Annotated in this window: 19 protein-coding genes; 11 read left to right on the top strand and 8 right to left on the bottom strand. The window is 68.7% G+C overall.

The window, feature by feature from the left end:
- Positions 1 to 44 precede the first annotated feature (44 nt).
- Positions 45 to 1,163: an S-adenosylmethionine:tRNA ribosyltransferase-isomerase gene (locus tag RNB18_RS31325; protein ID WP_311717478.1), complete on the bottom strand. Its 1,119-nt coding sequence runs from the start codon at positions 1,161 to 1,163 to the stop codon at positions 45 to 47.
- Complete coding sequence (locus RNB18_RS31320; RefSeq protein WP_311717477.1) at positions 1,160 to 1,534, bottom strand: type III PLP-dependent enzyme domain-containing protein; 375 nt, start codon at positions 1,532 to 1,534, stop codon at positions 1,160 to 1,162. The genes RNB18_RS31325 and RNB18_RS31320 overlap by 4 nt, the downstream gene beginning before the upstream one ends.
- Here RNB18_RS31320 and RNB18_RS31315 point away from each other — a divergent pair.
- The 3 genes from RNB18_RS31315 (at position 1,533) to RNB18_RS31305 (ending at position 5,442) form a co-directional block, all read left to right on the top strand.
- Positions 1,533 to 3,854, top strand: a complete 2,322-nt coding sequence (locus tag RNB18_RS31315) for a hypothetical protein (RefSeq protein WP_311717476.1) — start codon at positions 1,533 to 1,535, stop codon at positions 3,852 to 3,854. The two genes, RNB18_RS31320 and RNB18_RS31315, sit on opposite strands and share 2 nt — an antisense overlap.
- Positions 3,839 to 4,378 carry a hypothetical protein gene (locus tag RNB18_RS31310; protein WP_311717475.1) on the top strand — a complete coding sequence of 180 codons (540 nt, stop codon included), beginning with the start codon at positions 3,839 to 3,841 and terminating at the stop codon, positions 4,376 to 4,378. Before RNB18_RS31315 ends, RNB18_RS31310 begins: the two co-directional genes overlap by 16 nt.
- Before the next feature lie 581 nt (positions 4,379 to 4,959).
- Positions 4,960 to 5,442 carry a GNAT family N-acetyltransferase gene (locus tag RNB18_RS31305; RefSeq protein ID WP_311717474.1) on the top strand — a complete coding sequence of 161 codons (483 nt, stop codon included), beginning with the start codon at positions 4,960 to 4,962 and terminating at the stop codon, positions 5,440 to 5,442.
- 324 nt (positions 5,443 to 5,766) lie between these two features.
- On the opposite strand, the gene RNB18_RS31300 is transcribed toward RNB18_RS31305, so the two are convergent.
- Entirely contained in the window at positions 5,767 to 7,287 is a 1,521-nt protein-coding gene (locus RNB18_RS31300; RefSeq protein WP_311717473.1) for a TerD family protein, read from the bottom strand.
- Between the two features lie 480 nt (positions 7,288 to 7,767).
- Positions 7,768 to 8,019 (bottom strand): hypothetical protein, encoded by a 252-nt coding sequence (locus tag RNB18_RS31295; protein WP_311717472.1) that lies wholly within the window; start codon positions 8,017 to 8,019, stop codon positions 7,768 to 7,770.
- Between the two features lie 15 nt (positions 8,020 to 8,034).
- Here RNB18_RS31295 and RNB18_RS31290 point away from each other — a divergent pair, with 15 nt between their 5' ends.
- On the top strand, positions 8,035 to 10,263 hold the full coding sequence (locus tag RNB18_RS31290; RefSeq protein WP_311717471.1) for a WD40 repeat domain-containing protein: 2,229 nt from the start codon (positions 8,035 to 8,037) through the stop codon (positions 10,261 to 10,263).
- 195 nt (positions 10,264 to 10,458) lie between these two features.
- The gene (locus tag RNB18_RS31285) at positions 10,459 to 10,827 is read left to right on the top strand and encodes a hypothetical protein (protein WP_311717470.1); all 369 of its coding nucleotides are present in this window, start codon (positions 10,459 to 10,461) and stop codon (positions 10,825 to 10,827) included.
- A 71-nt stretch (positions 10,828 to 10,898) separates the two neighbouring features.
- On the opposite strand, the gene RNB18_RS31280 is transcribed toward RNB18_RS31285, so the two are convergent.
- Both RNB18_RS31280 and RNB18_RS31275 read right to left on the bottom strand, forming a co-directional pair.
- A complete protein-coding gene (locus RNB18_RS31280) occupies positions 10,899 to 11,447 on the bottom strand; it encodes a hypothetical protein (RefSeq protein ID WP_311717469.1) in 549 nt (182 codons plus the stop codon).
- A gap of 71 nt (positions 11,448 to 11,518) precedes the next feature.
- Complete coding sequence (locus tag RNB18_RS31275; RefSeq protein ID WP_311717467.1) at positions 11,519 to 12,028, bottom strand: AMIN-like domain-containing (lipo)protein; 510 nt, start codon at positions 12,026 to 12,028, stop codon at positions 11,519 to 11,521.
- A 119-nt stretch (positions 12,029 to 12,147) separates the two neighbouring features.
- On the opposite strand from RNB18_RS31275, the gene RNB18_RS31270 reads away from it, so the two are divergent.
- Complete coding sequence (locus RNB18_RS31270) at positions 12,148 to 12,387, top strand: hypothetical protein (protein ID WP_311717466.1); 240 nt, start codon at positions 12,148 to 12,150, stop codon at positions 12,385 to 12,387.
- A gap of 543 nt (positions 12,388 to 12,930) precedes the next feature.
- Here the strand turns inward: RNB18_RS31270 and RNB18_RS31265 are convergent.
- A complete protein-coding gene (locus RNB18_RS31265) occupies positions 12,931 to 13,176 on the bottom strand; it encodes a hypothetical protein (protein WP_311717465.1) in 246 nt (81 codons plus the stop codon).
- A 99-nt stretch (positions 13,177 to 13,275) separates the two neighbouring features.
- Positions 13,276 to 19,071 (bottom strand): RHS repeat-associated core domain-containing protein, encoded by a 5,796-nt coding sequence (locus RNB18_RS31260; RefSeq protein ID WP_311717464.1) that lies wholly within the window; start codon positions 19,069 to 19,071, stop codon positions 13,276 to 13,278.
- 43 nt (positions 19,072 to 19,114) lie between these two features.
- On the opposite strand from RNB18_RS31260, the gene RNB18_RS31255 reads away from it, so the two are divergent.
- From RNB18_RS31255 to RNB18_RS31235, 5 genes are all read left to right on the top strand, one after another.
- Complete coding sequence (locus RNB18_RS31255; protein ID WP_311717462.1) at positions 19,115 to 19,486, top strand: hypothetical protein; 372 nt, start codon at positions 19,115 to 19,117, stop codon at positions 19,484 to 19,486.
- 736 nt (positions 19,487 to 20,222) lie between these two features.
- Positions 20,223 to 20,819: a hypothetical protein gene (locus tag RNB18_RS31250; RefSeq protein WP_311717461.1), complete on the top strand. Its 597-nt coding sequence runs from the start codon at positions 20,223 to 20,225 to the stop codon at positions 20,817 to 20,819.
- A gap of 313 nt (positions 20,820 to 21,132) precedes the next feature.
- A complete protein-coding gene (locus tag RNB18_RS31245) occupies positions 21,133 to 21,324 on the top strand; it encodes a hypothetical protein (RefSeq protein WP_311717459.1) in 192 nt (63 codons plus the stop codon).
- 16 nt (positions 21,325 to 21,340) lie between these two features.
- Positions 21,341 to 22,093: a sigma-70 family RNA polymerase sigma factor gene (locus RNB18_RS31240; protein ID WP_311717458.1), complete on the top strand. Its 753-nt coding sequence runs from the start codon at positions 21,341 to 21,343 to the stop codon at positions 22,091 to 22,093.
- A gap of 115 nt (positions 22,094 to 22,208) precedes the next feature.
- Positions 22,209 to 23,459, top strand: a complete 1,251-nt coding sequence (locus RNB18_RS31235; RefSeq protein ID WP_311717457.1) for a hypothetical protein — start codon at positions 22,209 to 22,211, stop codon at positions 23,457 to 23,459.
- The last annotated feature ends 11 nt before the right edge of the window (positions 23,460 to 23,470 follow it).

Raw genomic sequence — 23,470 nt, 5'->3', positions numbered from 1 at the left:
TTCCGTTCTCAGTCGTCTTCATCCGTCCTCGCGGTGCCGGTCGCTCAGAGAATCAGCATCGAGTCGCCGAACTCGTTGAAGAGGTAGCCGCCCGGCAGGACCTCCTCCCGGTACACCCGCAGTAGTTCCGGCGCTCCGGTGAAGGCGGAGGTGAGACGCAGTTCGGAGCTCTGGGGCATGTGGAAGTTGGTGAGGAAGGAGTCGCACACCTTGAAGCGGTGGCCCGGGCCGAGGATGAGGTTGGTCCAGCCGGAGCCCGGCCACACCCGTCCGGTGCGGTCGTCCGCCACGGTCTCCAGCGCGCGTAGTGCCGACGTGCCGCACACCAGGATCCGGCCACCGGCGCGGCGCCGTTCGTTGAGCGTGTCGGCGGCTCGGAGCGACACCTCGTACCGTTCGGCCCTGGGGAACGGCAGGCTCACGCCGGCCCTTCCGCTCGGTACGTCGACGCCCTCGTCGTCGGCCCACTCCACGTCCTGGCCGAGCCATTCGCGCAGATAGCCGTGCTGCCACCGGGCGGCGATGAAGTGAGTCACCTCCACGACGTGAACGCCCTGTTCCCTGAGGGAGTCGAGCATCTCGGGCGTGAAGTGCCGTGCGGCGGACGGGAAGAGGGTGGCGCCGGGCCGGGAGGCGAGGGACGTCTGGTAGTACTCGGGGTCCTCCGGGTCCTTGTCCAGGTAGTCGGGGTAGGCGATCTGCCCGACGCGGGAGAGGACGTCCATGCCTCCCGGTTCGAGGCGCAGCCGCCACACGCCCACGGACTCCTCGTGGAGCAGTTCGCCGGTCACCTCGCCGTCCGTCCCGAAACGGAAGCGCTCACCGGGCGCCGCGACGGGAGCAGGGAGGACCAGACAGTGCCAGGTGCCGTCCTCCATCGGGGAGAAGACGTTCACCACGATGGGCTTTCCACGGGCGTCGGTGCCGCGCAGGATCGAGGGGACCACTCGGGCGTTGTTGACGACGAGTGCGTCCCCCGGGGTGAGGTACTGGCCGAGGTCGGCGAAGTGCCGGTGCTCGACGGTGTCCGTGCGGCGGTCCAGCACCAATAGCCGGGCGTCGTTGCGTGCCGTGGCACGCACTTCGGCGGGTTCCTGGGCGATGAGGTCGTGGGAGAAGGGGAAGTCGTACTGGCCCGTGCGCTGCTCGGCTGTCTCGGTCACGTGCGTTCTCCTTGGGCTGCCGGGTTCGGCTGAAACCGATCGTCGGGGTTCGGCTGAAGGGGGGTGCGGTGGAGTTCGACGCGGGACGACGAGGCGGTGCCGCCGTCGAGGACCACCTCGGCGGGGAGGTCGCGGCTGAGGAAGGCGAGCAGGCCGGCCGTCATGCCGTAGGCGCCGACGTTCGGTACGACGAGCACGTCACCGGCCTCGACCTCGCCCAGCGGTACCTGGTGGCCGAGCACGTCCGCAGGAGTGCACAGCGGGCCGGCCACCGTGACGGGGCCGGGATCGGACGCCACGTCGGGTGTGCCGCCCGCCCGCTCCACGAAGGGCTCCATCACGGGCCGCAGCAGCCGACCCGAACCGGACATGCCGGCAAGGTGCGGGGCCAGCGCGGCCGACCTGCCACCGGGATCGGAAACCCTCGCTCGCTCCCACACCGCCATTGCCTACGACGAGAACCGTCCCAGCAACGCCACCGTCTCCGACCTGCTCACCTCTGTCACCACCGGAGCCGCCGTCCCCCTTTACCCGACAGACGGCGACCGGCAGACCACGGCCACGACCTACAACTGGACCACCGGCCGTCCGCTGACCACGGTCACCGACCCCTCGGGCCTGGCCATCACCACCACCTACAACTACGACAACGACGGCAACCAGACCAAGGAAATCCAGCCGACCTCCTCCGGCTCCGACGCCAAGACCACGCTGACCACCTACTACACCGCAACCGGAAGCGGAACCTGCGCAGGCCACCCCGAGTGGGCCGGCCTGGTGTGCACCAAGACCCCCGCGAGCACCATCACGGGCGTGGGCAGCAACCCGAACCAACTTCCCACCCTGACCTACACATACGACAGCTACGGCCAGGTCAAGACCCTGACCGAGACAGCGAACAGCACGATCCGCACGACCACCACCGCCTACGACAGCGCCGAGAGAATCCACACGGTCACCACCACCGGTGGCGCGGGCACCGCCACGCCAGCCGCGACCTACACCTATGACACCACCACCGGCGCCGTTTCGTCAGTGACCTCCAACAGTCAGACCATTACGGCAACCTACGACAAACTCGGCCGCCAGATGACCTACGACGACGGCGCCGGCAACTCCACCACAACCGCCTACGACCCCTCTGACCGCCCCGTCAGCCGCACCGACTCGGCGCCCTCCACCACCGCCTACACCTACGACGCCACCATTGGCCTGCCCGCAACCCTCACCGACTCCGTCGCCGGCACCTTCAGCGCCGCCACCTACGACGCCGACGGCAACCTCACCGGTGAAACCCTCCCCGGCAGCTACACCCTCACCCAGACCTACGACACCACCGGCGCACCGACCACCCGCGCCTACGCCGGCGCCAGCCGAACCCCCGTCCTGACCGACAGCGCCGACTACATCGCCAACGGCCAAGAGGCCGGCCACACAGAGAACAACGGCGTCACCACCGCCAGCGCCTACAGCTACGACGTCGCCAACCGCCTCACCCAGGCCAGCGACGACACAGGCTCCGCCTGCACCACTCGCAGCTACAGCTTCGCCAGCAGCGCCAGCTTCAACCGGACCGGCCTGGCCGCCACCTCCAGCAGCACCGACTGCGCTGACACCACGACGGCCACGAGCACGACAACCACCACCGCCCACACCTACGACAGCGCCGACCGCATCACCGACACCGGCTGCACCTACGATGCCTTCGGCCGTACCACCTCACTGCCCGACGGCACCAGCCTCGCCTACTACACCAACGACCTCGTCCGCCAGGAAACCACCAGCACGACCAAACAGACCTGGGCCCTCAACGCCGTCCACCGCCTCGCTTCCTGGACCACCCAGACCAGCACTGACGGGGGGAGCACGTGGACGACCAGCGCATCCCGTACCACCCACTACGCGGATGACGGCGACAGCCCCACCTGGACCGTCGAAGACACCAACGGCAGCATCACCCGCAACGTCGAAGACCTCACCGGCGCCCTGGCCGCCACCACCAGCGCCAGCGGCAACACCACACTCCAGATCGCCAACCTTCACGGTGACATCGCCGTCCAACTCGCGCTCAGCACCACTACCGCTACGGCACTCAGCTACGACGAATTCGGGAACGCCACGGGAACGGCTCGTTACGGATGGCTGGGCCAGGCACGCCGCAAACTCGGAAGCATCATCCGGGATCATGCTCATGGGCGTTCGCCTCTACAACCCGGACGCACCGGACGATTCCTGTCTGCGGATCCTGTCTCAGGAGGCAGCGCAAACCCATACGACTACACCAACCAGGACCCGGTGAACCAGGTGGACCTCGCCGGCGCCGCCGCAGTCCACCACACCTGCGGATACATCACCTGCACGTTCTACCTGTCACGCAAGGCTAGCGAGTCGATGTACAACCTCTTCGCCCGGCACGGCTGGGTCTTCGCGGCCGGAGGTGCGGTCCTGGGCGCCATCGTCGGAACCCTGATGTGCGACGGAGACGCCTGGTGCGGACTCGCGGTCGCGGCCGTCTTTGCGATCTGGGCGTCCTGGCTCATCGACGTCGCCGATGAGGCCCACATGGATCACAAGTGCATGGCGATCAAGACGACGTTTCCTCAGTACGGGTATTACGGCCGGCATGTGTTCCGCTGGTACGCCCCGCTGTATCCGGAAGAGGTTGGAGGCAAGAATTGCGTCAAGAGGTAAGCAGTGCCGACGGACACCCCCTCGTACTCGTGGTGCGGATGCTGCTCGCCCAGGCAGCCCTCGCGTTCCTGATCATCGGCGTGCTGCTCTTCGCTGAAGGACTGATCTTCTTCGGAGCAGACACCGCGCTACGTCACGCGGTCGAGCGAGCCCCATTCGCGGGGGTGGCGGCGGCCCTCATCGTCACCATCCCACGGCTGGTGAAGGCACGAACGGGATCGGGACTGGAGGCGCGTTCGATACTCGGCATCGAACGCATCGACATTCCCATCCCGGCGGCCTCCACCCCGCAGGGCGTCGAAGAGGCCCTGATGGCGGCGCCGAGAGTCGACGGCGTGACCTCGCTCGGCGACCAGCGGTGGCATGTGATCCTCCACGCTCCCGCCCGATGGCTCGGCACCGCCCACGTGGCCGTGACCGGCGACCGGCTGGTCGTGGAAACAGCACCACGGCACCCCTTCTTCTTCCCCAGCTGGACCGGAAGGCGGATAGCGGCCACCCTGGCCGAGAAACTGCAACGATAGTGACAACGTGGCCGGGTGCGCGGGACTGCGGACCGCCTGCCCGGCCCACTCCCGCCCGTACATCCAGGCGCCCACAAACCGTAGACCCCCCAGTAGATTGCGGAGCGAACCACTCTCCGCACACGGCCCCGGCTGGTCTCCCCCGTCCAGCCGGGGGCTTCGCGATCGTCCCGGGCGCGGACCACGTCGACCTGTACGACCGCAAGAACCTCATCCCCTTCGACAGGCTCGACGAGTTCTTCCCCAAGAGCTTCGCCTGATCAGGAGCACGTCTGCCGAACTGCACCAGCCAGGAAGCATCTTCAAAATCTGCCTCTCGTCGGCAGAGCCCGGACTGGGGGAGGTGGGCTGGGAGAGCGCGTGGAGCAACTCTCGATTGTGCGCGGTCAGTTGGAGTGGCTGTGATCGAAGCATTCGAAAACCGCGCCGGGCGCTACCATGCGGAGCATGGAGTGCTTTGACGCTTGGCGTACACGTCACTGAGGGGCCCGGCTCACCGCCAATCCTGTGGCCGGGAGCGGGCCGACCGATGCCCTGTTCCGCCCGGGTATCAAGCCCTCAGCCAGAGAGGCAACACTTCCATGCTCATCCGCGCCTTCACCCAGCACGACCTGGCACCACTCACCGAACTCACCATCGACACGTTCCGGCCGTTCTACGAGGACACCTTCCGCCCGCTGATGGGCGAGGACGTCTTCACTGTTCAGCACGGCAACTGGCGCGACGACTACCGCAAACAGGTCGCCGAACTCCACGCGCCCGAACGGCACACATACATCGCCATCGCCGAAGTCGAAGACACCATCGCGGGCTACGTGGCGTGGAACGTCGACCAGGCCCGCAAGAAGGGTGAGGTCACGATCCTCGCCGTCTCGGCCGAGCATCGACGCCACCACGTGGCTACCGCACTGTGCGAGCACGCCTTCGACCAGATGCGGGCCCTCGATGCCGAGGTCGTCGAGATCGGCACCGGCGGAGACCAGTTCCACGCGCCGGCCCGAGCCCTCTACGAGGCCCTCGGATGCACTCCCCTCCCGCTCACGGTCTACTTCCGTCAGCTCTGACACCTCCCGGACGGGCGCCATCGAGCACGCGTGAGAGCGGACCTCATCGGCCCTGCGTGGTGGCTCCAGTTGGCTGCGGCTACGCCGACTCGCGCAGCCTCAACTCCGCCCCCACCATCAGCTCGTCACGGCTCAGCGGACCCCTTCCGGTCAGCAGCCGTACCGCCGGTTCGACGGCGAGCGCGCCGATCCCGCGTGTGTCCAGGGCGACAGTCGTCAGCGGTGCGGCGGTTGCTGCCGACGGCCAGATCGACAGAGGCCCGTCGGGCGATAGCTGACAAAGCGTCGGGGAGAATCGAACGGTCCTACCTGTTCGCTGTCTGATCATTCGACGTCGACTCCGTAGGCCCGAGCGAGGCCGTCGAGCCCGTCCGCCCAGCCCTGGCCCAGGGCTCGGAGCTTCCACACCGGGGTGCCGCCGACAGTGTGCCGGTAGAGCTCGGTGATGACCATGGCCCGAATGGACGGGTCGGCGGGAGGCCTGAAGGTCCAGGCTGTGCCGCTTGGGCAGGCCAGGTCCAGCGCCGCGTGAGTGAGATACCCGCAGGTCAGTCCGGTCTCGACGTCCATGTTGATGGACACGGCGACCCGGTGTACCCGGTCGGGCAGGGCGGACAGATGGACGGTGGCGCGTTCCACCGTTTGCGGTCCCTCCTGCTGTTTTCCGAGGAGACGTATGCCTCCGTCGGCGGCGGACGGTTGGTTGTAGAAGACGAAGTCTTCGTCATCGCAGACCCGGCCGTCGTTCCCGAGCAGGAACAGAGTGAGGTCTGCGTCTGCGCCGGCGAAGGCGAAGGAGATACGAAGTCCCTGCCAGGACTCCTCGGGCAGGACGAGGGTCTGTCCTGGGACGAGTACTGCAGGTGCGGCTGGAAGGGCAGTGGGTGCGGGGGGTGACGGCGGCAGAGTCTGTTGCTTCCACTCGGCGAATGCTCTGATCCGGTACGGATCGCCGGCCGCGGTTCGCGAATCGGGAGGCGTGTTGGCCCCGAGGGTGATGTCCAGGTCGGCGAGGGAGGGTTCGCCGATGGCGGAGTCGTCTTGGGCGCCGTCCAGCAGGGCTTGCAGGCCGGCAATGCGTGTGGTGTCCAGCGGCTTGAGCGTGCTGGAAAGATTGCCGGAGGCGGTGGTAGTGACGGAACAAGCGGTGTCCTGCCCGATGTCCAGAAAACGCAGGGCGTCCTCGGGCCCCCGCCAGGGGGTTGACTCGACCGCCTGCCGTGTCCAGCGACCGTAGGCGACGAAGCCGAGTCGCTGTGTGTCGGGCAGGCGAGTCATGACGGCCAGGTCGATGGCTTCGATGCCGGGTGCGGTGGTGAAGCCCTCCTTGAGCGTGGCGACGATGTTGGAGCCCATGGCTGTCAGCCACCACAGAGTCCGGTCGCGTTTGGTGAGGTTCTTCAGGGTGGGGCGACCGCTAGGGGTCAGGCCGGCGGTCTGGGTGGGCATCGTGTCGAGGTCCTGCTGTCGCATCACGACGGACAGGACTGAGCCCTCCACGCCGACTGCGCAGCCGGCGGCCGGATTGTCGGAGAACGCCGTGTTCACCACCTCGCAGACAGTGGCCTCGTCGTTGGCCAGCAGCGCGTGCCACCACTGTCCGGCCTCGGCGACCATCTGTTCACGGACGGCGTGCAGACGTGCCGTCTCCGCGGCCAGGTATGCGGGAGCGTCCTGTTGAGCGCGCTGTTTGGCAGCAGCCCGCTCGGCGCGTGCGAGTCGGCCCACTCCTTGCAGGTGAAAGGTCTGCGCTTCGGCGAGTGCCCATGGCAGGCCGAGTTGCGGAGCAGCGGGGAGCAGGGGCGGCTGCGCAACGGCGAAGGTCTGCAGGTGCACGCTGGTCATCTGCCGCCTGAGCTCCTGCAGCTGAACGATGGCGGCATCGCGTTCCGCCTCCTGCTGGGCTCGTTCCGCCTGGCGGCGCGCTCGCTCCAACTGACTGACCGAAGGGGCCACCGACCGAGTCTGCGCGGTACGGCGTGTGCTGGTCCGCCGACGACTGCCGCTGAGAGAACTCGACGCGTAGAAGGGGCCGAGTCCCGTCGACACCCTTGCGCCGCCGCTGCCCATGCTGAGCCTCGCCGCACGCGGACCGACAGACGTCCGCACCCCGCGAGTGGAGACGCGAACACTGAGCCCAGGCACACCGACACGGAAACCGAACCCCATGGCCCACCCCTTTCCCCCGGGGCACAGTGTGGCACCAACAGACGCTTCGGGAGTGCCTGCGAGGCTCATCTGCCCCTGGGGAGAGCAGCCCGGCCAGCAGGGTGCGGGCCGCGCGGACCTCCCGGAACAGCAGCGGGACGGGGTAGTGGGCCGGGCTCAGTGATCGCCAAAGAAGATCTCCTTCACCTCGCGGAGTGCGTAGGACACGAGCACATAGCCGGCGGCCGGGTCCGCCCACCACAGCCCCGCCAGGGCGTTGAGGACCAAGCCGAGAAGCACCGCGGCTGCCAGCAGACCGTCGATCAGTGTGACCCGGCCCTCCGTCGTCAGCACCGGGTTGTCCAGGGCGGCACCGGTGCGGGCCTTGCCGAGCACCTGCGCGAGGGCGTCGACGCCGTCGCGGCGCACGGCGCGTTCACGGAGGTGCTGCTGTCGCGGGTCCCGCTGGACCACACCGGCGAGCGGGTCTGGTCGCGAGCGCACCCGTACCTGCTGCGGCACCTCGCGACGCACGCCGCGCGGTGCGGGCGGCTGGACGAGTTCGTCGCCGACCCCGGCTACCTGGCCCACGCGGAACCCGACGAGCTGCTCCCCGCGCTCGACCACGTCACCACGCCCGGCGCCCGCCTGGTGCGCTCGGTCTACCGCGCCTCATCGGGCGTGCATCGGCGCCTGCCGCCGCAGCGGCGCCGGTTGGTGCTCGCCACGGATGCGGCGAGGTTCGGTGCGACCGAACTGTACCGGGCGCTCGTGCCGCCCCTGCGGTGGTTCCCGCGCTGGGCGACCGGGCAGCAGATCAGTCCCGCCCTCCGCGCGACGCTCGTCGGCGGCGACAAGCCGGTGACGGCGAGCGCGTGCGCCGTCCTCGACGGTCGCCCCGTCGCGGTCACCACGGGCCACGACTGCGTGGTCCGGCTGTGGGACCTCGAGACCGGGGCCGTCCGCGCCACGCTCACCGGTCACACGGACACGGTGGACGCGGTCGCGTGCACGGTCGTGGACGGGCGTCCGCTCGTGGTGACCGCAGGCCGCGACGCTGAGCTGCGGGTGTGGAACCCGGCCACGGGCGCGGTGCGGAGCACGCCCACCGGCCACGGCCGCCACCTGAACGCGGTCGCGTGCGCCGAACTCGACGGCCGTCCCGTCGCCGTGGTGGGCGGACCGGCGCTCGAGGTGTGGGACGCCCGCAGCGGCACCCGCGTCGCCGCTTACGACGGTTCCGTCGAGGCGCTGGCGTGCACGGTCCTCGACGGCCGGCCGGTGGCCGTCGTCGCGCGCAACTCGACCGTCCGCGTGGTGGACCTGGCCACCGGCGCGCAACGCAGGATCACCGACGACTTCCTCCACGGTCACCGGTTCGGCGCGGTGGCCTGCACCGTCCTCCAGGGGCGTCCGGTCGCAGTGGTCGGCAGCACCGACGGCAGCGCCCGGGTGTGGGACCTCCACAGCGCCGAGGAGGCGCTTGCCCTCATCGGTCACGAGAGCACGGTGACCTCGGTGGACTGCACGGTGATCGACGGCGCGACAGTCGCGGTCACCGGCGGGATCGACGGCACCGTCCGGATGTGGGACCTGGTCACGGGCGAGTCGCGAGCGGTCATGGCCGGCCACGAGCACTTCGTGTCGTCGGTGACCTGCACCGTTCACAGCGGACAGCCGGTCGCGGTGAGTACCGGGCTCAACGGCACGGTGCGGGTGTGGGACCTCACCGCGTCCGTGCGCGCCAGCCTGCCCGCCGCCGGCCACACCTCGGACATCGGCGCGGTCGCGACCGCGGTCGTGGACGGCGTTGCCGTGGCGGTCACCGCCGGGCACGACGACGTCGTGCGGGTGTGGGAACTCGGCACCGGGCGCCTCCGCGTCACCCTCACCGGGCACACGAGCGCCGTCTATGCTGCCGCGTGCGCCGTAGTGGCCGGACGGCCCGTAGCGATCACCGGCGGGGACGACGAGACCGTGAAGGTCTGGGACCTGGGCAGCGGGACGCCGACGTCTACCTTCACCGGCCACCGGGGACCGGTGAGGGGGATCGCGTGCACGACTCTGGCGGGACGGCCCGTGGCGGTCAGCGCCGGGGCGTACCACGACTCGCTGTTCGTCTGGTGGCTCGACACGGGCGAGATGTGCCGCGAGATCCACACCAGGCACGAGATCGGGGTGAACGGCGTCGCGTGCTCGGTCGTCGGCGGGCGGCCGCTCGCGGTCTCGGTCGGCTACGAGGGCACCGCGTGGGTGTGGGACCTGACCACGGGCACCCGGCGCGTAGCGCTGACGGGACACAACGGCACCGTGGAAGCAGTGGCATGCGGATCGGTCGACGGCTGTCCCGTGGCGGTCACCGGCGGCAAGGACACGTACGTCCGAGTGTGGGACCTGACGACCGGTGCCGCCCTGCACGCCCTCGCCGGGCACGAGCACCCGATTGCCGCGATCGACTGCCGCACACTCGACGGCGTGCCCACCGCGCTCACCGTCGACAGTGGAGGGTCGGTGCGGTTCTGGGACCTGCGGACCGGCACGCAGCGCGACGCGTTCGACGTAACCGGCATGATCCGCGGGGCGCTGTGCGTCGGCCCGCGCGGGGAGATCGTGGTCGGCACCGGCTGGGACCTCGTGGTGTTCGACCTCGCCGAACCACCGAGCACGCTGTAGCACTGCCGATTCGCCCCGGCGGCCAGGGCCTCGGTCACTGGCTGAAAGAAAGTGTGCCCACCACAGGGACGGAACACCACGGATGACCGGATGTGACAGAGTTTCCGAACAACCCCCGAGAGCCGCTGCGTTCGCGCCGTACAAGGCCGTCGGCGACGGCTACCAGCAGCACGACCGAAGCGAGGGAGAGACACGGTGGCGGACGCAGAGGTACACCGCCGGGAGACGCTCGCTCGGCAGCGCCGTGAGTGGGAGACCGAGACGGCTCTGAACGCCGTGATGTCGGACCCCGAAGTTCAGCGACTCAAGGAGGAGATCGAGGAACTGGAGGCCTCCCTGGCGCGGGACCTCAGCCCCACGCTCCGGCGCTTCGAGGAGCGGTACGACCGCGCGGTCCAAGACGCCAACCTAGACGTACTGAGCCGATCGTGTCCGGGCAAACACGGCAGGTGGGGGAGGATCTGCGTCCTGGACGCCGGGCACCAAGCCGAGTACCCCCGCCTGGGAACCAACCCCGAAGGCCAGCCCGTGGCGTGGCTGGGCTCCGCTCCCGACGAGGACTGACCTGCCGGACCGGTAGACGTGACACACGGCGCCGCGGTGGACGACGTCGTCGCTGACTTCGCAGACGGGGTTCAGCCAAGCGAGTCTTCGGACGCGATCTGCGCGGTGAGCGTCGGCGACGGCCACGACGCCGGGGGCGGGCCGAACGCGCGCCGGGCGGTCCACACATGCAGGGCGGCGAGAGCAGCGGTGGCGCTCCCACCGATCACAGCACCGAAGCCGAGCGGTGCCACCTGGCCGAGCACGACGATGCCCTGCTTGGTCCCGTGCTTCGTGACGAAGTTCGGTCCCAATAGCCCGTTGATCTCGCGCAGCCTCGCGACGGGAACCTTGGCGACCGCCCGACGTCCCCAGTGTGGGCCGGTACGCGCGGCGACCCTGGGAATGGCTGCCGAGCCGATCACGTAGAGCGCGACTCCGATGAGCATCCGCAGGCGCTCGTCCTCGCCGTCGGAGACGCCGTGGACTTCGGCGATCGACAGCGCGAAAAGGGATCTCAGCTGAAGAGACGAGACGACCTCGCCTGTCGACGCGACTCCCGAGCCGAGGCCGGGCGCGACCGCACACGCTCCCACCACGACGCCCCTCCCGGCGAATTCCCTGACGTACTTGCGCTCCAAGTCGCGGATGATCTTTGCCGGTGCCGCCCTCGTGCGAGGCGGTGCGCGACCCCAGGATCCGTCAAGGCACCTCAGTGCGAGGAACGGCAGGTGTTGTGGTGGGCGATGTCGAGGACGAAGCGCTCGGGGCGGTGCAGCTGCTTCGTCGTGTAGGAGGGCTTGCTGTCGAACGCGGCCCCGAAGGTGACGACGCCCTCGAAGTCGCCGGTCAGTGCGAAGCCCTTGAGTTTCGGCAGACTCAGCTTGATCAGGCGCGGGCCTTTGTAGACGTTCCCGCCCGCGTTGTTGTGGGCTGCGGCTGGGGAGAGCTTGATCTCCAGGAAGTGCTTCCCGGCCAGCGGGACCTTCTTCCCCGAGCCGTCGTAGCGGAGTTCCTTGACACGCGTGACGGTGGTCGGCGGCAGTTTGCCCTTCACATCGATGACGACCCGGTCGAAGGAGCAGTGACCGGCGATCCTGGCGTTGACGACCAGACTCGTGGACGGTGCCGGGGACGTGGCGGCGGCAGAGGCCGACGCCGCGGTGCCGGCCAGCAGGAGTGCGCTCGCGGTGATGGCCATGAGGCGATGGCGGGTGTACATGACGCCCCCTTATGAGACGTCGGGGACTGGTGGTCACAGTATGAGACATATGTGAGGGTCATACGGTTGCACGCTTTGGTGATTGATTCTCATGTACTGAAGTGCGACCGCCGACCTCGATGATCGCCGGCATAGCCGCGGTCGGCACAGATCCGGGTGATCGGCGGCTGGGTGAGGCGCAGCCGCCAGAACACGTCGCGGGCAGCGTCGCGGTCCAACCCTTCCAGGACGGCGCGCACATCCTGGGGCTCCTGCGGCATCGCCACCAGTACGAGAAAACCGCCTTTTCCTACGAAGCGGCGGTCAAACTCGCGTCATTCCTGTTCTGGGAAAGATCCGCTTTCGAAGACGACCCCTAGTAGTGCTTCGTTAGGTTCTGGTTCTGCTGGTTTTGAGGGGGCGACCGCAGGTGCGTCGGCCCACTCACTGGCACCGCGTCCTCGGACCGGGACGCCGGGCCACGGTTCGCTGGGCAACAGACCCTGCCGGTGCACTGTGGCCAGGGCCTCGGCCAGCGTCGCCGTCAGCAGCGGGCAGCGGGCCGTGGGCGACCACGTGACGGCTCAGGTCGAGACATCGTCTTGAGGAGCTCCACTTCCTGCGCGAACCTCGTCCGCGTCTCGGAGTCGACCACGGACGGCTTGGTCACCCTCACGGCGCCCGGCTCCCGCCGGGCGGCTCGCCCAGGTACACCTGGCCCATCCCGCCTGTCCGAGCCAGCCGAGCAGTTCGTATCCGCTCAGCCCGGGTGACGCGGGCGAACCTTGATCCAGGCCGCGGTGAAGGTGCGACGGCTCCGCAGAGGGGGCCGCCTCGCGTCACTCTTCGTCGGCTCCGGCGGACTGCCGACGGGCCGGTCCCCCTCTCGGCCTTGGCCCCGGGTGGCTGCCCGTGGACCGGGGTCATCGGCCGGCGTCAGTCTCCAGCCGTTCGACGAGGGCGAGCGCGGCTTCGGTGTCACCGTCGGTGAGTTCTTTCGCCCGGCTTACCGCGGCCACCCGGCGGCCGGAACGCAGCAGGGACAGGACGGCCTCCTCGGAGGCAGGGGCGGATGCCGGGGCGTGGCGGCGGCGTAGGGCGCCGCGGACGGCGGCGTAGGCGCAGAGCAGGAGTACAGCGAAGGCGATGGAACAGATCAGCTTCAGCATGGGCCCTCAGTCGGATGAAGCGGTACTCGCGGCAGGACCAGGGGGCGGGCCGGTGGTCCGCCCCCTGGTATCGGTCAGTTCAGGGGTGCGCGGTGGTTATCACTTGATTTTGCTGTGCACCCAACTCTCGACGTACGACAGGGCCTCCAGAACCCACTTGCCGACCGTCTTGCCGGCGACTTTCTCGACCCATACCGCGATCTTGGGGCCGTACTTCTCCAAGTAGGGGTAGAGCGGTTTCATCGCCTTGAGCAGGGTCCCGACGCCGGCCGCCGCGAGCCCGTACTCCCAGCCGTTCGTCTCCGCGGCGTGAGCCGCGCCTGAGACCGTGAAACCGCGACCGACGTACTCGTAACTGTAGACAGCCAGCCCGTAGGCGACACCGACGAAGAAGCCGCAGATGGCGCCGCCGAGCGGCCCCTGCGCACCGCAGAACGCGGCGGCGAGGTCCGCGACGCCATCGGTCACGATGCCGCAGATGAACCCGCACGACCGCGGCTTCATCCCGCTGGTGTCCTCCTGCATCACGGGGTTCTGATTCGTGTAGTCGTAGGCGTTCGCGCTGCCCAGGAGCTCCGGGTCGACCTGGGCGAACCTGCCGAGCGACGGGTTGTAGACCCGTACGCCCATCAGAGCCGTCCCGCCCAGAGAGGAGGAGCTGCGCTGTGCCGCTCCCTGAACGCCGTACTCACCGGGCGTGCCGGTCTCGACGGTTCCGAACTCGCTGTACGTGCAGGTACCGGTGACCGCGTCGGAGGCCACGTCGACCGTGGCCATCTCGTCGCCGTGCAGATCGGACAGGTCCAGCGTGACGCCGGCGGCCGTCGTGGTGGCCACGAGGCCACTCGGTCCCGTGGTTATCCGGGTCCAGCCGCCGTCGGAGCCGGTGATCAGGTCGGGGCTGTCGCCGGGGTCGGCGTAGTGGTTGGTCGTGGTGACGCCGGTCTGGCTGTCGGTGTATGAGCCGAACCTGACGCCCATCGGGTCGAGCTGCCAGGTCATTGTGCGGCCGGCCTCAGCCTGTGATGCCAGCATGTCGTTCGCGTAGTAGGTGGCGGTCAGGTCACCGGCGTTCCCCGCGTCGACCGAGGGCGTGGTGGTGATGTCGCCCTGTGTGTCATAGGCGTATCCGGTATCGGTCAACCGGTCGGCGGTGTCGTAGGAGTGGTACTCGTTCTGCGTGGACGTGGTCTGGCAGCTGCCGTCCGCCGCCGGGGCCGCGGTCGAGACCTCCGTACGGTTGGAGTCCGCGTCGTAGGTGTAGGAGCGAGTGGTGCATCCACCACTCTGGGTGTCGGCGACGCCGGCGATCCGGTCTGCGGCGTCGTAGGAGTACACCTCAGAAGAGGCCAGCACCGTGCGGTTCGCCCAGTCGCCGGAGCTGTTCGGCGTGACCGTGTCGCTCAGCGCTCCGCTCCAGGCGCTGTTGGTGTAGGTGAGGGACGTGGCGATGCCGGTCGGGTCGTAGGCGTATGTGGCGCTCGTGCCGCCCGGATAGGTTTCGCCGGTGAGGTTCCCGTCCTGGTCGTAGGTGGCGCCGTACGTGCCCGAGACGCTGTCGGTCTCGCTGGTGGCCGCTCCCGTGTGGTTGCCACCGCCGTCGAAGGAGAGGGTGACGGTGTCGCCGCCGTCAGCGCTGTCGCTGCGGCCGGTGAGCCGGCCCGCCAGGTTGTAGGTGTACTGGGTCTGTGTGCCGGACGCGTCGGTGTACTCGCTCGGCTGGGCGAAATCGTCGTACTGGGTGGAGACCTCGGAGGAGACGTTGCCGCCGGAGTCGAGGTTCTGTTGGTCGGTCACCAGGCCCGTCGTGGACGAGTAGACCGTGTGCGCCGGGGCGACAGCCGCGCCCATTCCGGGGCCGGTGGTCGCCGTCGACACGTCGGTGAGGCGGCCGGCCGCGTCATAGTGGTCGGTCGTCGTCCGGGTCGAGGTACTGCCGTCGGCAGCCGTGTAGGTGTCAGTCGTGGTGAGCGGCTGAAGGTAGATGTTGTACGTGTAGGAGGTCACCGGCAGGCTCGCCGTACCGGTGGTGCCCGGCTGTGCGGCCGGCTCGGTCTTGCACGTCAGGTCCGCCCAGGCGGGCTGATCGCCGCATGCGCTGTCGGCGCTGTTGGCACCGGCCATGTAGTAGATGGTCTTGGTGGAACCGGCGCCGCCACCGCTCGGGTTGCTCGGCTGGCGTGTCTCGATGGGCAGGTTTTCCCCGCCGTACAGCGAGGTGTTCTCGTTGTAGACGGTGGTGCTCGTGATGTTCAGATGTCCGCTGCCGGGATCGGTCACGGTCTGGAGCGGGGTGTGCAGACTCCACCCGAGGGTGTCGGAACCGCTGGAGTACACGTACCGGGTCGTCCGGACGTCGACGTCGCCGGAGCCGGGCACGCTGACACCGGGGCTGGCTGCCGAAGTCTCGGTGGTGACCAGCTGATACGGCTGACCGTCGCTGTCCAGGCCCTGGTTTGGGGCGCCCTCGTCGTAGGTGTCGTGAACGTGGGAGCGGACGGTCTGGGTCGTCCCCGCGGCCATGGCCTGGTGGGCGGGACCGTAGGTGTCGAGCAGTTCGGTGCCGTCGGCCGAGTACAGGTACTGGGTGTCGAGCTGTCCGGCGACGGTCGCCGAGGCGGAGCCTGCGGCCAGGGCGGTGGCCCGGTTGTCGGCGGTCAGTTCACGGATGTCGTTGCTGTACTGGTCGTACTCGGTGGTGGTGACGTTCCAGCCGTTGTTGTAGGTGGCGGTGTTGACCTCGCGGCCGCTGGCGTCGTAGTAGAGGATCCGGGCGTAGGTCCAGTCGGAGGGCGGGTTGGACGTGGGGGCGTGATCGGCTGGGAAGATCGCCACCGCGGAGACGGGGTTGTCCCTCTGTCCCCAGTTGGCGGTGGTGGCCGGGTCCATGTTCGTGGGGCCGCCGTTGGCGGTGGTCAACGGGACACTGTAGGAGACGGTGTTGACTGCGGTGCCGCCGCCGTTGGCCGCGTTGTGGGTGCGGGTGACGGAGAGGATCTTGCCGTAGCCGGCGTCGCCGGGGGTGTAGTCGTAGGCGAGGGCCCAGGGCTGGAGGGTGTTGGCGGGCTGGCCGCGGTCCTGGGCCGGGTAGACGGCGGTGATGCGGCCGTAGTCGGAGTCCGAGGGGGTCTCGTCGTACGTGTACATCGTCTTGAGCGGAGTGCTGATGCGCGGGTCCCACTCGTACTTCAGCCGACCGCTGGAGTCGTAGGTGTAGTCGGCGACCGGGGTCTGCGTCAGGTGGCTGCCGTCGGAGGTGACGAAGTCGATCTCGGAGACGTTGCCGGTGGCGCTGTCGTAGGAGAACTGCAGCGCGCGGCAGCCGGCGTCCCAGGTGGAGGCGGACGGCGGGTTCGGGCACGCGGTGGAACTGGCCGTCCCAGTGGGCGCGTTGGCGTCCGGCGCGATCACCAGCAGGGGCTTTCCGTAACCGGGATCACCGCTGGTGGAGTCGTAGACGTAGCTCGTGGAGGTGTTGCCGCCGCCGGGCTGGGTGACGGTGGACGGCAGGTAGGTGCCGGCCGTGCCACCCGCGGGGACGGCGAAGCTGGTGGCGATGCCGCTGCCGTCGGTGAGCGTGAAGACGCCGGATTTCTTGGTCAGCGTCACGCCGGCTGAGACCGCGGGGCCCTGCGGGGAGTAGGTGGTCAGGCCGTTGCCGTTGGTGCCCGTCGTGGCGAACGTCAGCCTGGAGCCGTCGGCGCCAGTAGCGGTGGCGTAGCTGGTTGCGTCGGTGACTGAAGACCAGGTCGCGCTGGTGCCCTCGACGGGCAGCGTGGTGGTCCAGCCCGGGCCGAAGAGGGAAGGGGCGGCCGGGGCGAGGGAGTTGAATGTGCGGGTGACGCCGAGTCCGCTGCCGAAACTGCCGATGGAGACGTCGGTCATGGACACGGAGGCGTTGCCGGACTGCAGGCCTATGGTGACCGGGCCGACCTGGGTGGTGCCGAAGTCGGCACCGGTGCCGATGCGGTCGAGAGTGACACTGACCGGTGGGGTGGTGATCGGGTTGTTGCCGGAGGAGTCGGTGAAGACCGCCTCGATCTGCAGCAGACCGTCGTTGTTGAGCGTGTGGGTGACGTTCCAGGTCAGAGCCGGGGACTGCACCTCACCCGAGCCGCTGGTCGTCGCCACCGGCCACGTCACCGAGGACGAACCGCTCTTCACATCACCAGCCGGGATCGTAGTGAACGACCCCGTGGTGCCCTTGCGGTACTGGAAGGTCACCTTTGCCGAGCCGGGCGGGGCGGCGGCCTGCAGGGGGAACGTCGTCGACGTCGTCGCCTGGTCGTCCGGAGCGGTCATGCCCGCGGACCCCACGCCGAACGAGTAGTTCGCCGTCGCACCGTTCTTGCTGGCCTTGCTCACGGCGTAGACCGCCACCGTGTGGTAGCCGGCCGGCGGGTTGACGGTGATGCTCGGGGCGGTGCCGGAGACGTAGGTTGAGGTGCCCCCGTCCAGGTTCCAGTCGTATCCGGTGATGTCGCCGGACGAGTCGGTCAGGGAGCAGGTAGCGCCGCCGCTGACGGCAGCCGTCCACTGCCCGCTCGGGTAGCTCGGGCAGCTGACGGTGGGTGCGGGCGGGGTGGACGTGTCGATGGTGAACGCCTTGGCGGTGGTCCAGGCCGAGTAGTCCTCACCGTCGTAGGCGCGCACCTGCCAGGTGTAGGCGCCGTCCGGCAGCGCGGTCGACGGCTTCCACGTCGCGGCCGTTCCGGCGGTGACGAAGGCCGTGTTCCCGGACGCCTTGACCGTGGATCCCGACAGGATCTGGTAGCCGAGCTGCACCGTGTCGCTGTTGGCGTCGGTGGCCGACGCGGACAGGGTCGGCGTGCCGGTCGAGGTGTAGGTGCTGGAACCAGTGACGACGGACGGCGTCATCGACAGATTCGCCGGGGTTGCCGGCGGGTTGTTGTACGTGATCGAGAAGGTCGGGTTGTCCGTGAACCGCACGAAGTCGACGTCGTTGGTCTCCGTCGCGTTGTACAGACCCAGCGTCCAGTTGTTGTTGTGGAGGTTGGCGATCGTCTGCATCCCGGCCGTGACGTCGAACGCCACCGACAGGTTCGGGCTGGAACTTGTCGTGGTGAAGGACTTGGACACGTTGGGACTGGGGTAGTTCGGGTTCGTCGCACCCGTCGCCTTCGCCGGCTGGCTGTTCCACGTGGTGGTAGAGCTGATCGGCCCTTCGGAGAAGACGTTGACCGTTGTCGAGTTGGATCCGGAAGCCGCCGCGTAGGTCACCTTGGTGTTCAGCGTGGCCGAAATGACATGCGCACCGTAGATAGCCGAGGGCACGCTCAGGTTGTAGAAGGTCCGCTCGATTCCCGTCGGGGACGAGAACCCCTGGTAGCCGGTGGCCAGGCCGCCACTGCCGCCGGTGTCGTAGTTCGACACCGTCGGGAAGGCTTGCTGCACCTCGTCGTAGTGCAGCGTCGAGCCCGACGTCGGGTGCGGGGTGAACGCCGGGTCGATGTAGACCGGGTAGGCGGTTGAACCTCCCTTTAGCAGGGAAATGTCAGGTGACAGTGCCAGGCGGCGACCTCGCAGCGTGGTCCTCACCCGGCCTGTGTGTGCCCGCGAACCGGGAACCTCCGCCGTCGAGGCCGTCGAGGCCGTCGGGACCGTGTCGGTCTCCGGGTGGACGCTCGGCCGGTCGGCGTCGGCGCCCGTCGGCGGGACGGTGGCGGAGTCCCACATCACTGGAGCCGGCGAAGTGACCAGCGCCCGGCCGCGCTTGTCCTTCATCGTCACGTTGCCGCCGGCATCCTGCGACAGTGACGTCCCCGAGCCGTTCACGGTGGTCAACGCGAGGGACGCAAGCTGCGGATCGGACGCCGCCTTCGCGTTCTTGACGACCAGTATCTCCTCGACCCCGCCCGCCGGCGTTACCGTCACCCGCAGGTCCACGCCGTGCGGCAGCACGTTCGGGTACGTCGCGGTGTCACCCGACAGCACCGGTTTCGGCAGCGCCGACGGCCACGACACCGACAACTTCCGGCTGTTCACCGTCATTGTCGCCAACGGCCCCGTACCACCGCCGGACAACACCAACGGCGACTCCGACAAGCCCGGCACAACAGCGCCGGACTTCGTTCGCCGCAACGTCGCGTCCAGGGACTTCCACGACCCACCCCGCATCAACCAGCGGGGCTGTGCGGAGACCTGGTACTCGAACGTACCGTCCGGCTCAGCGAACGTCTGCGACGCATCGGTGCGATCGTCGAGGACCTCGACCCGCGATCGCTGCGCCTTCGCCGACATCATCGCCGCCACCGCGTCCGGCCGCGATGCCACCGGAACCACCGCGTGATGCCTTGGCGCGGCCTCGGCCGACTGCGCCCCGATCGTCGTCCCCAACAGGGTCGAGACAACCGCACCAGTGACCGCCACCGCGATCCCACGGCTGCCGCGCGGAGGCCGCAGGCCACCGTATCTTCGCCAACTCACTGCACGTTTCCTTCGCTCCACGATCACATGCCTGCTTTTTATGACATGCGTATTCGTCGCGTGATCTTGTCATCGGCCTGGCGGCCACCCCCGGAAGGTTCCATCGCCCGATGCGCAGTCCGCGCACTGTCACACCGCCTCCCGCCAGGTGTCGTTACTTGACGTAGCCGTCGGAGGAGCAGGCGCCCGCGCGATGTTGCTCTCGGTGATCGTCGCTGGCCGGGTCGGTAAAGGGGGTGTCAGTCAGATGCAAGAAGTGTTCATGCAAAGTTGACTGAAACATGATGGTAAATTCCTTCTTTTATAGTCAACTAATACTTTTATAGGCGAAAGCGGGTAAGTAATTAGTTACCGTGTGCTGGTGATGGTTTCGGGTGGGCAGTGAAGGCCGGTGACCGTGTTGGTCGTCGTGCGGCGGGTGTGAGGCGCGGGCTGCGTGGAGGCCCGCGCGGCGGAGAGTCCCTCGGGAGAGCGCGCCAGAAGGAGGGATACCAGGCGTCCCGGCGGCCGTCAGCGTGGACTTGCGGTCAGCGTGTGCAGTGGCGGCATCCCCAGCCACATCAAAGGCGACGCCGTCATGGACGAAGGGGAGTAGACCCGTGGTGCGACGGATTCGTCCGGGCGACGCCGGCGCCGACGACGCCCTGGTCCAGGAAGCCATCGAGCGGGCCGGCCAGGAAGTCTTCACCCCACGCACCGCCCAAGACTCTCAAAGGGCGGTCAACTTCCTGCTGAAGCAGCTGAAGACAACCACGGCCGTCGCCCAGGAACTCGGCATCACCCAGCGGTCTGTGGAGCGCTACCGCACCGGCGCGCGCAAGCACCCGCCCAGGGCGCGGGCCGCCCAGCGCCCCTCCCACGCCGACAGCCCGCACCGACCCGCGAACTCCACGAGGCCCCGCCTCGTTGCATGGATTTCTTGGTGCAGGGCGACTGGCCTGCGGGAGGTCATCCCGTCCGCAGGCATCGATTCGCCCGCCAGCGCAGTGACACTGGGCCTTGCCGGCACGGTCGGCGTCCTGTTTGCCGTGTGGGTGGGGCTGGTGATGTTGACCATGGAAAGCAGTAGCTGGAGGGAAGTGGTGAAAGTCCTGCTCAAGCCCGTCGAACCCGCCCGGGTGGGCCGCGATCGTCGCCCCTCCAGCTCAAGCGCTGGTTCCAGTGCGTACAACAACCCGTCGGACAGCGGGTTCTAGGGCAGCGGAGGGGCAGCGGCGGCAACCCGGTCGCCTAGAGCCTTGACCGCCGGAGGAACGGATCGGTTGGCCGCCTGTCCGCTGTCCGCAACGACGGCACCCCGCAGGGGGCTTCTCTCACGCCCGTACCAACGCCGACGGCGACGGCGGGACACGGCCCGCCGAGGGGACCGGAGCCAGGGGCAGCCACGCGAGCGCAGAAAAAGAATCTTGGCTGTTGTGTCAAGAATCCGGCGGCCCCTCGACTGTCAGGGAGGTGTACGGCCGCAGCTTCACGGTGAGGTGCTCGAGGCCGCAGACTGGAGGGGTTCCGGTGGAGGTTACTGGCGTCGGTATTGCTGCGTTCGTGGCGTTCGTGCTCGCGCCGGGGCTGAGCAGCGTGCTGAAGAGCGTCGCGTTCCGTATCCGGGCGTCGGGCAAGGCGGAACTCCTGCGTGCAGGGGGCGAGTCGACCAGGCAGCTGAGCGACGGGCGCCGCGCGGGAAAGCGGGGACGGCGTGGCTGAGGGGGAACGGCCAGCGGTGCACGCCCAAGCGGTCGCGGAACTGGTCGCCGAACGGTACGAGGAATTCGTGGGCTACGCCCGCAAGAGGCTGCGAGTCCTCGGGGTCCCGGCGTCGTCTGCGGACCCTGAGGACCTGGTGCAGACCGCTCTGACGAACGTGCTGGCCCACGGCGAATCAGTCGAGAAGCTGCGCCCGTACGTCTACGCCGTCATCAAGAACGAGGTCAGCCATGCTGCCCGCCGTTACCGCAGCGGTCAGGGCTATGGATCACTGGACACGGATCTGCGCCTGGAGAGCGCGGGGCTCGCCGACAGCCCCAGCGCGGAAGTCGACCTGCGTCTGGACCTTCAGGCGGCGATGAGGGCCCTGCCGCGCCAACAGCGCAGGGTGATGTTCTACCGGGCGCGGGGATACACACAGACGGAAACAGCCGCGGCCCTGGGGACTGCACCAGGCACGGTGGCCACCCACATGTCGCGGGCGGTCGTCGCGCTGAAGCTGACCCTTGGAGCCCTGGCGGTGGTGCTAGCCGGCTCCGCGGCCTCAGGGCTGTGGGTGATGCTGCATCTCGTGACCCCTGCTGCGGGTGGCCCGGTGGCGAAGCAGTCGTGGGAGTGGCTGTCGTTCTGGGGGGTCCTGATTCTCGCCTCCCTGGCCACCACCCTGGCCCTCAGCGTGCTGATCTGGACGTGGGGGACGGCGCGGCAGGCACTGGAAGAGCGCCGGTTCAGGTCAGAGCAGGAAGGCTCCCGGTTCGGGACGCGTTAGTGGGGTTGTCGGACGGCCGGGCACGTTCGCGGGCGGCCAGGAGTCATGGTTCCCGGAGAACCTCCCCATATCCAGGTTCCATGGAAGCTCTCAAATCCGGTGAACGGGGCGTGGTGTGTCAGATGGTCAGAACGCGGTCGAACCGGTCGTCATCCCCGCGGCGCCAGCCCGGCCGGAGAAGTACGACACCGCGACCCGGGCCGCACTCGACCACATCGACCGCCAGGCCGTGCGCATCATCGCCGACGGCCGCCCGTCGAGCACCCGCAGAAGCTACGCCCAGGACTGGGCGAGCTGGACGAAGTTCTGCGCCGCCTCCGGGGTCCCCGTGCTCGCCATCACCCCCGGCACGCTGGTGATGTTCGTCGATTGGCTGTGGACCCAGCCCGGCGGGAAGAAGGGGACGTGCACCGCGCCGTCCACCATCGACCGGCGGATCTCCGGCACCGTGGTGTCCGCCCGCGCCGAGCACGGCGTGCGGCCGGAGGACGGCGTCGCCCGCCTCGCCCGCAACCGGCTCAAGCAGCTGGTCAAGGAGATGGAGGCCAGCGGCGAGAGTCGCGGCCGCGGCCAGGCCCCGCCGCTGCTCGTCGAGCACCTGGTGAAGATCAGCGCCGCCTGCCCCGACAACCTCCGGGGCATCCGCGACCGCGCCCTGGTCCTCATGCACTTCGCCGTCGCCGGCCACGAGCACGAACTCGCCTTCAACCGGGTCCGCGACTACGCCGACACCCCCGCCGGCATCCACGCCGACCTGCGCGTGTCCAAGGTCCGCCCCCGTGTCGTCCCGGTTCCCTACGGCTCCCACCCCTCGATCTGCCCCGTCCGCGCCTGGCAGGCGTGGACGGAGGCCGCCGACCTCACCGACCCGGACGGATACGCCTGGCGCCGCCTGCACAACTGCTGGCACACCGTCATGGACAGCGGGCTGCAGCCCGCTGTCCATCGGCGACATCGTCACCCGCGCCGGCGAACGCGCCGGGATCGAGATCCGCTTCACCGGCCACAGCCCCCGCCGCGGCCTGGCGACGTCCTCCCGCCTGAAGGGCCACGACCAGATCGTCATCGCCAAGCAGGGCGGCTGGGCCCCGCACTCCAAGGTCCTCGCCGGCTACCTCGAAGTCGTCGACCAGTGGGAGGACAACGCCCTGCTCGGCGTGCTGTAGGCATCCGTGAGCAGGCCTTCGCCGCACCGAAGTGCGAGGGCATCTGGGACGAGGTGGCGGCGACCAGTGACCGGCGGCCGGGCCGAGAGCGGCAGTTGTATTTCGCCGCCCCACGGGTGCCAGTACGCCGCCGAACAGCCGTCTCAGCCGCCGGGCGGACGCGGAGCTCGCGCATGGTGAAGGGGTGGCAGACAAACTGAGGTGGTATCAC

The organism is Streptomyces doebereineriae, assembly GCF_031845645.1.
In the GTDB taxonomy this organism is placed as follows: domain Bacteria; phylum Actinomycetota; class Actinomycetes; order Streptomycetales; family Streptomycetaceae; genus Streptomyces; species Streptomyces canus.
Note: the sequence above shows the minus strand (reverse complement) of the source record. Positions and strands in the feature narration are given on the sequence as shown.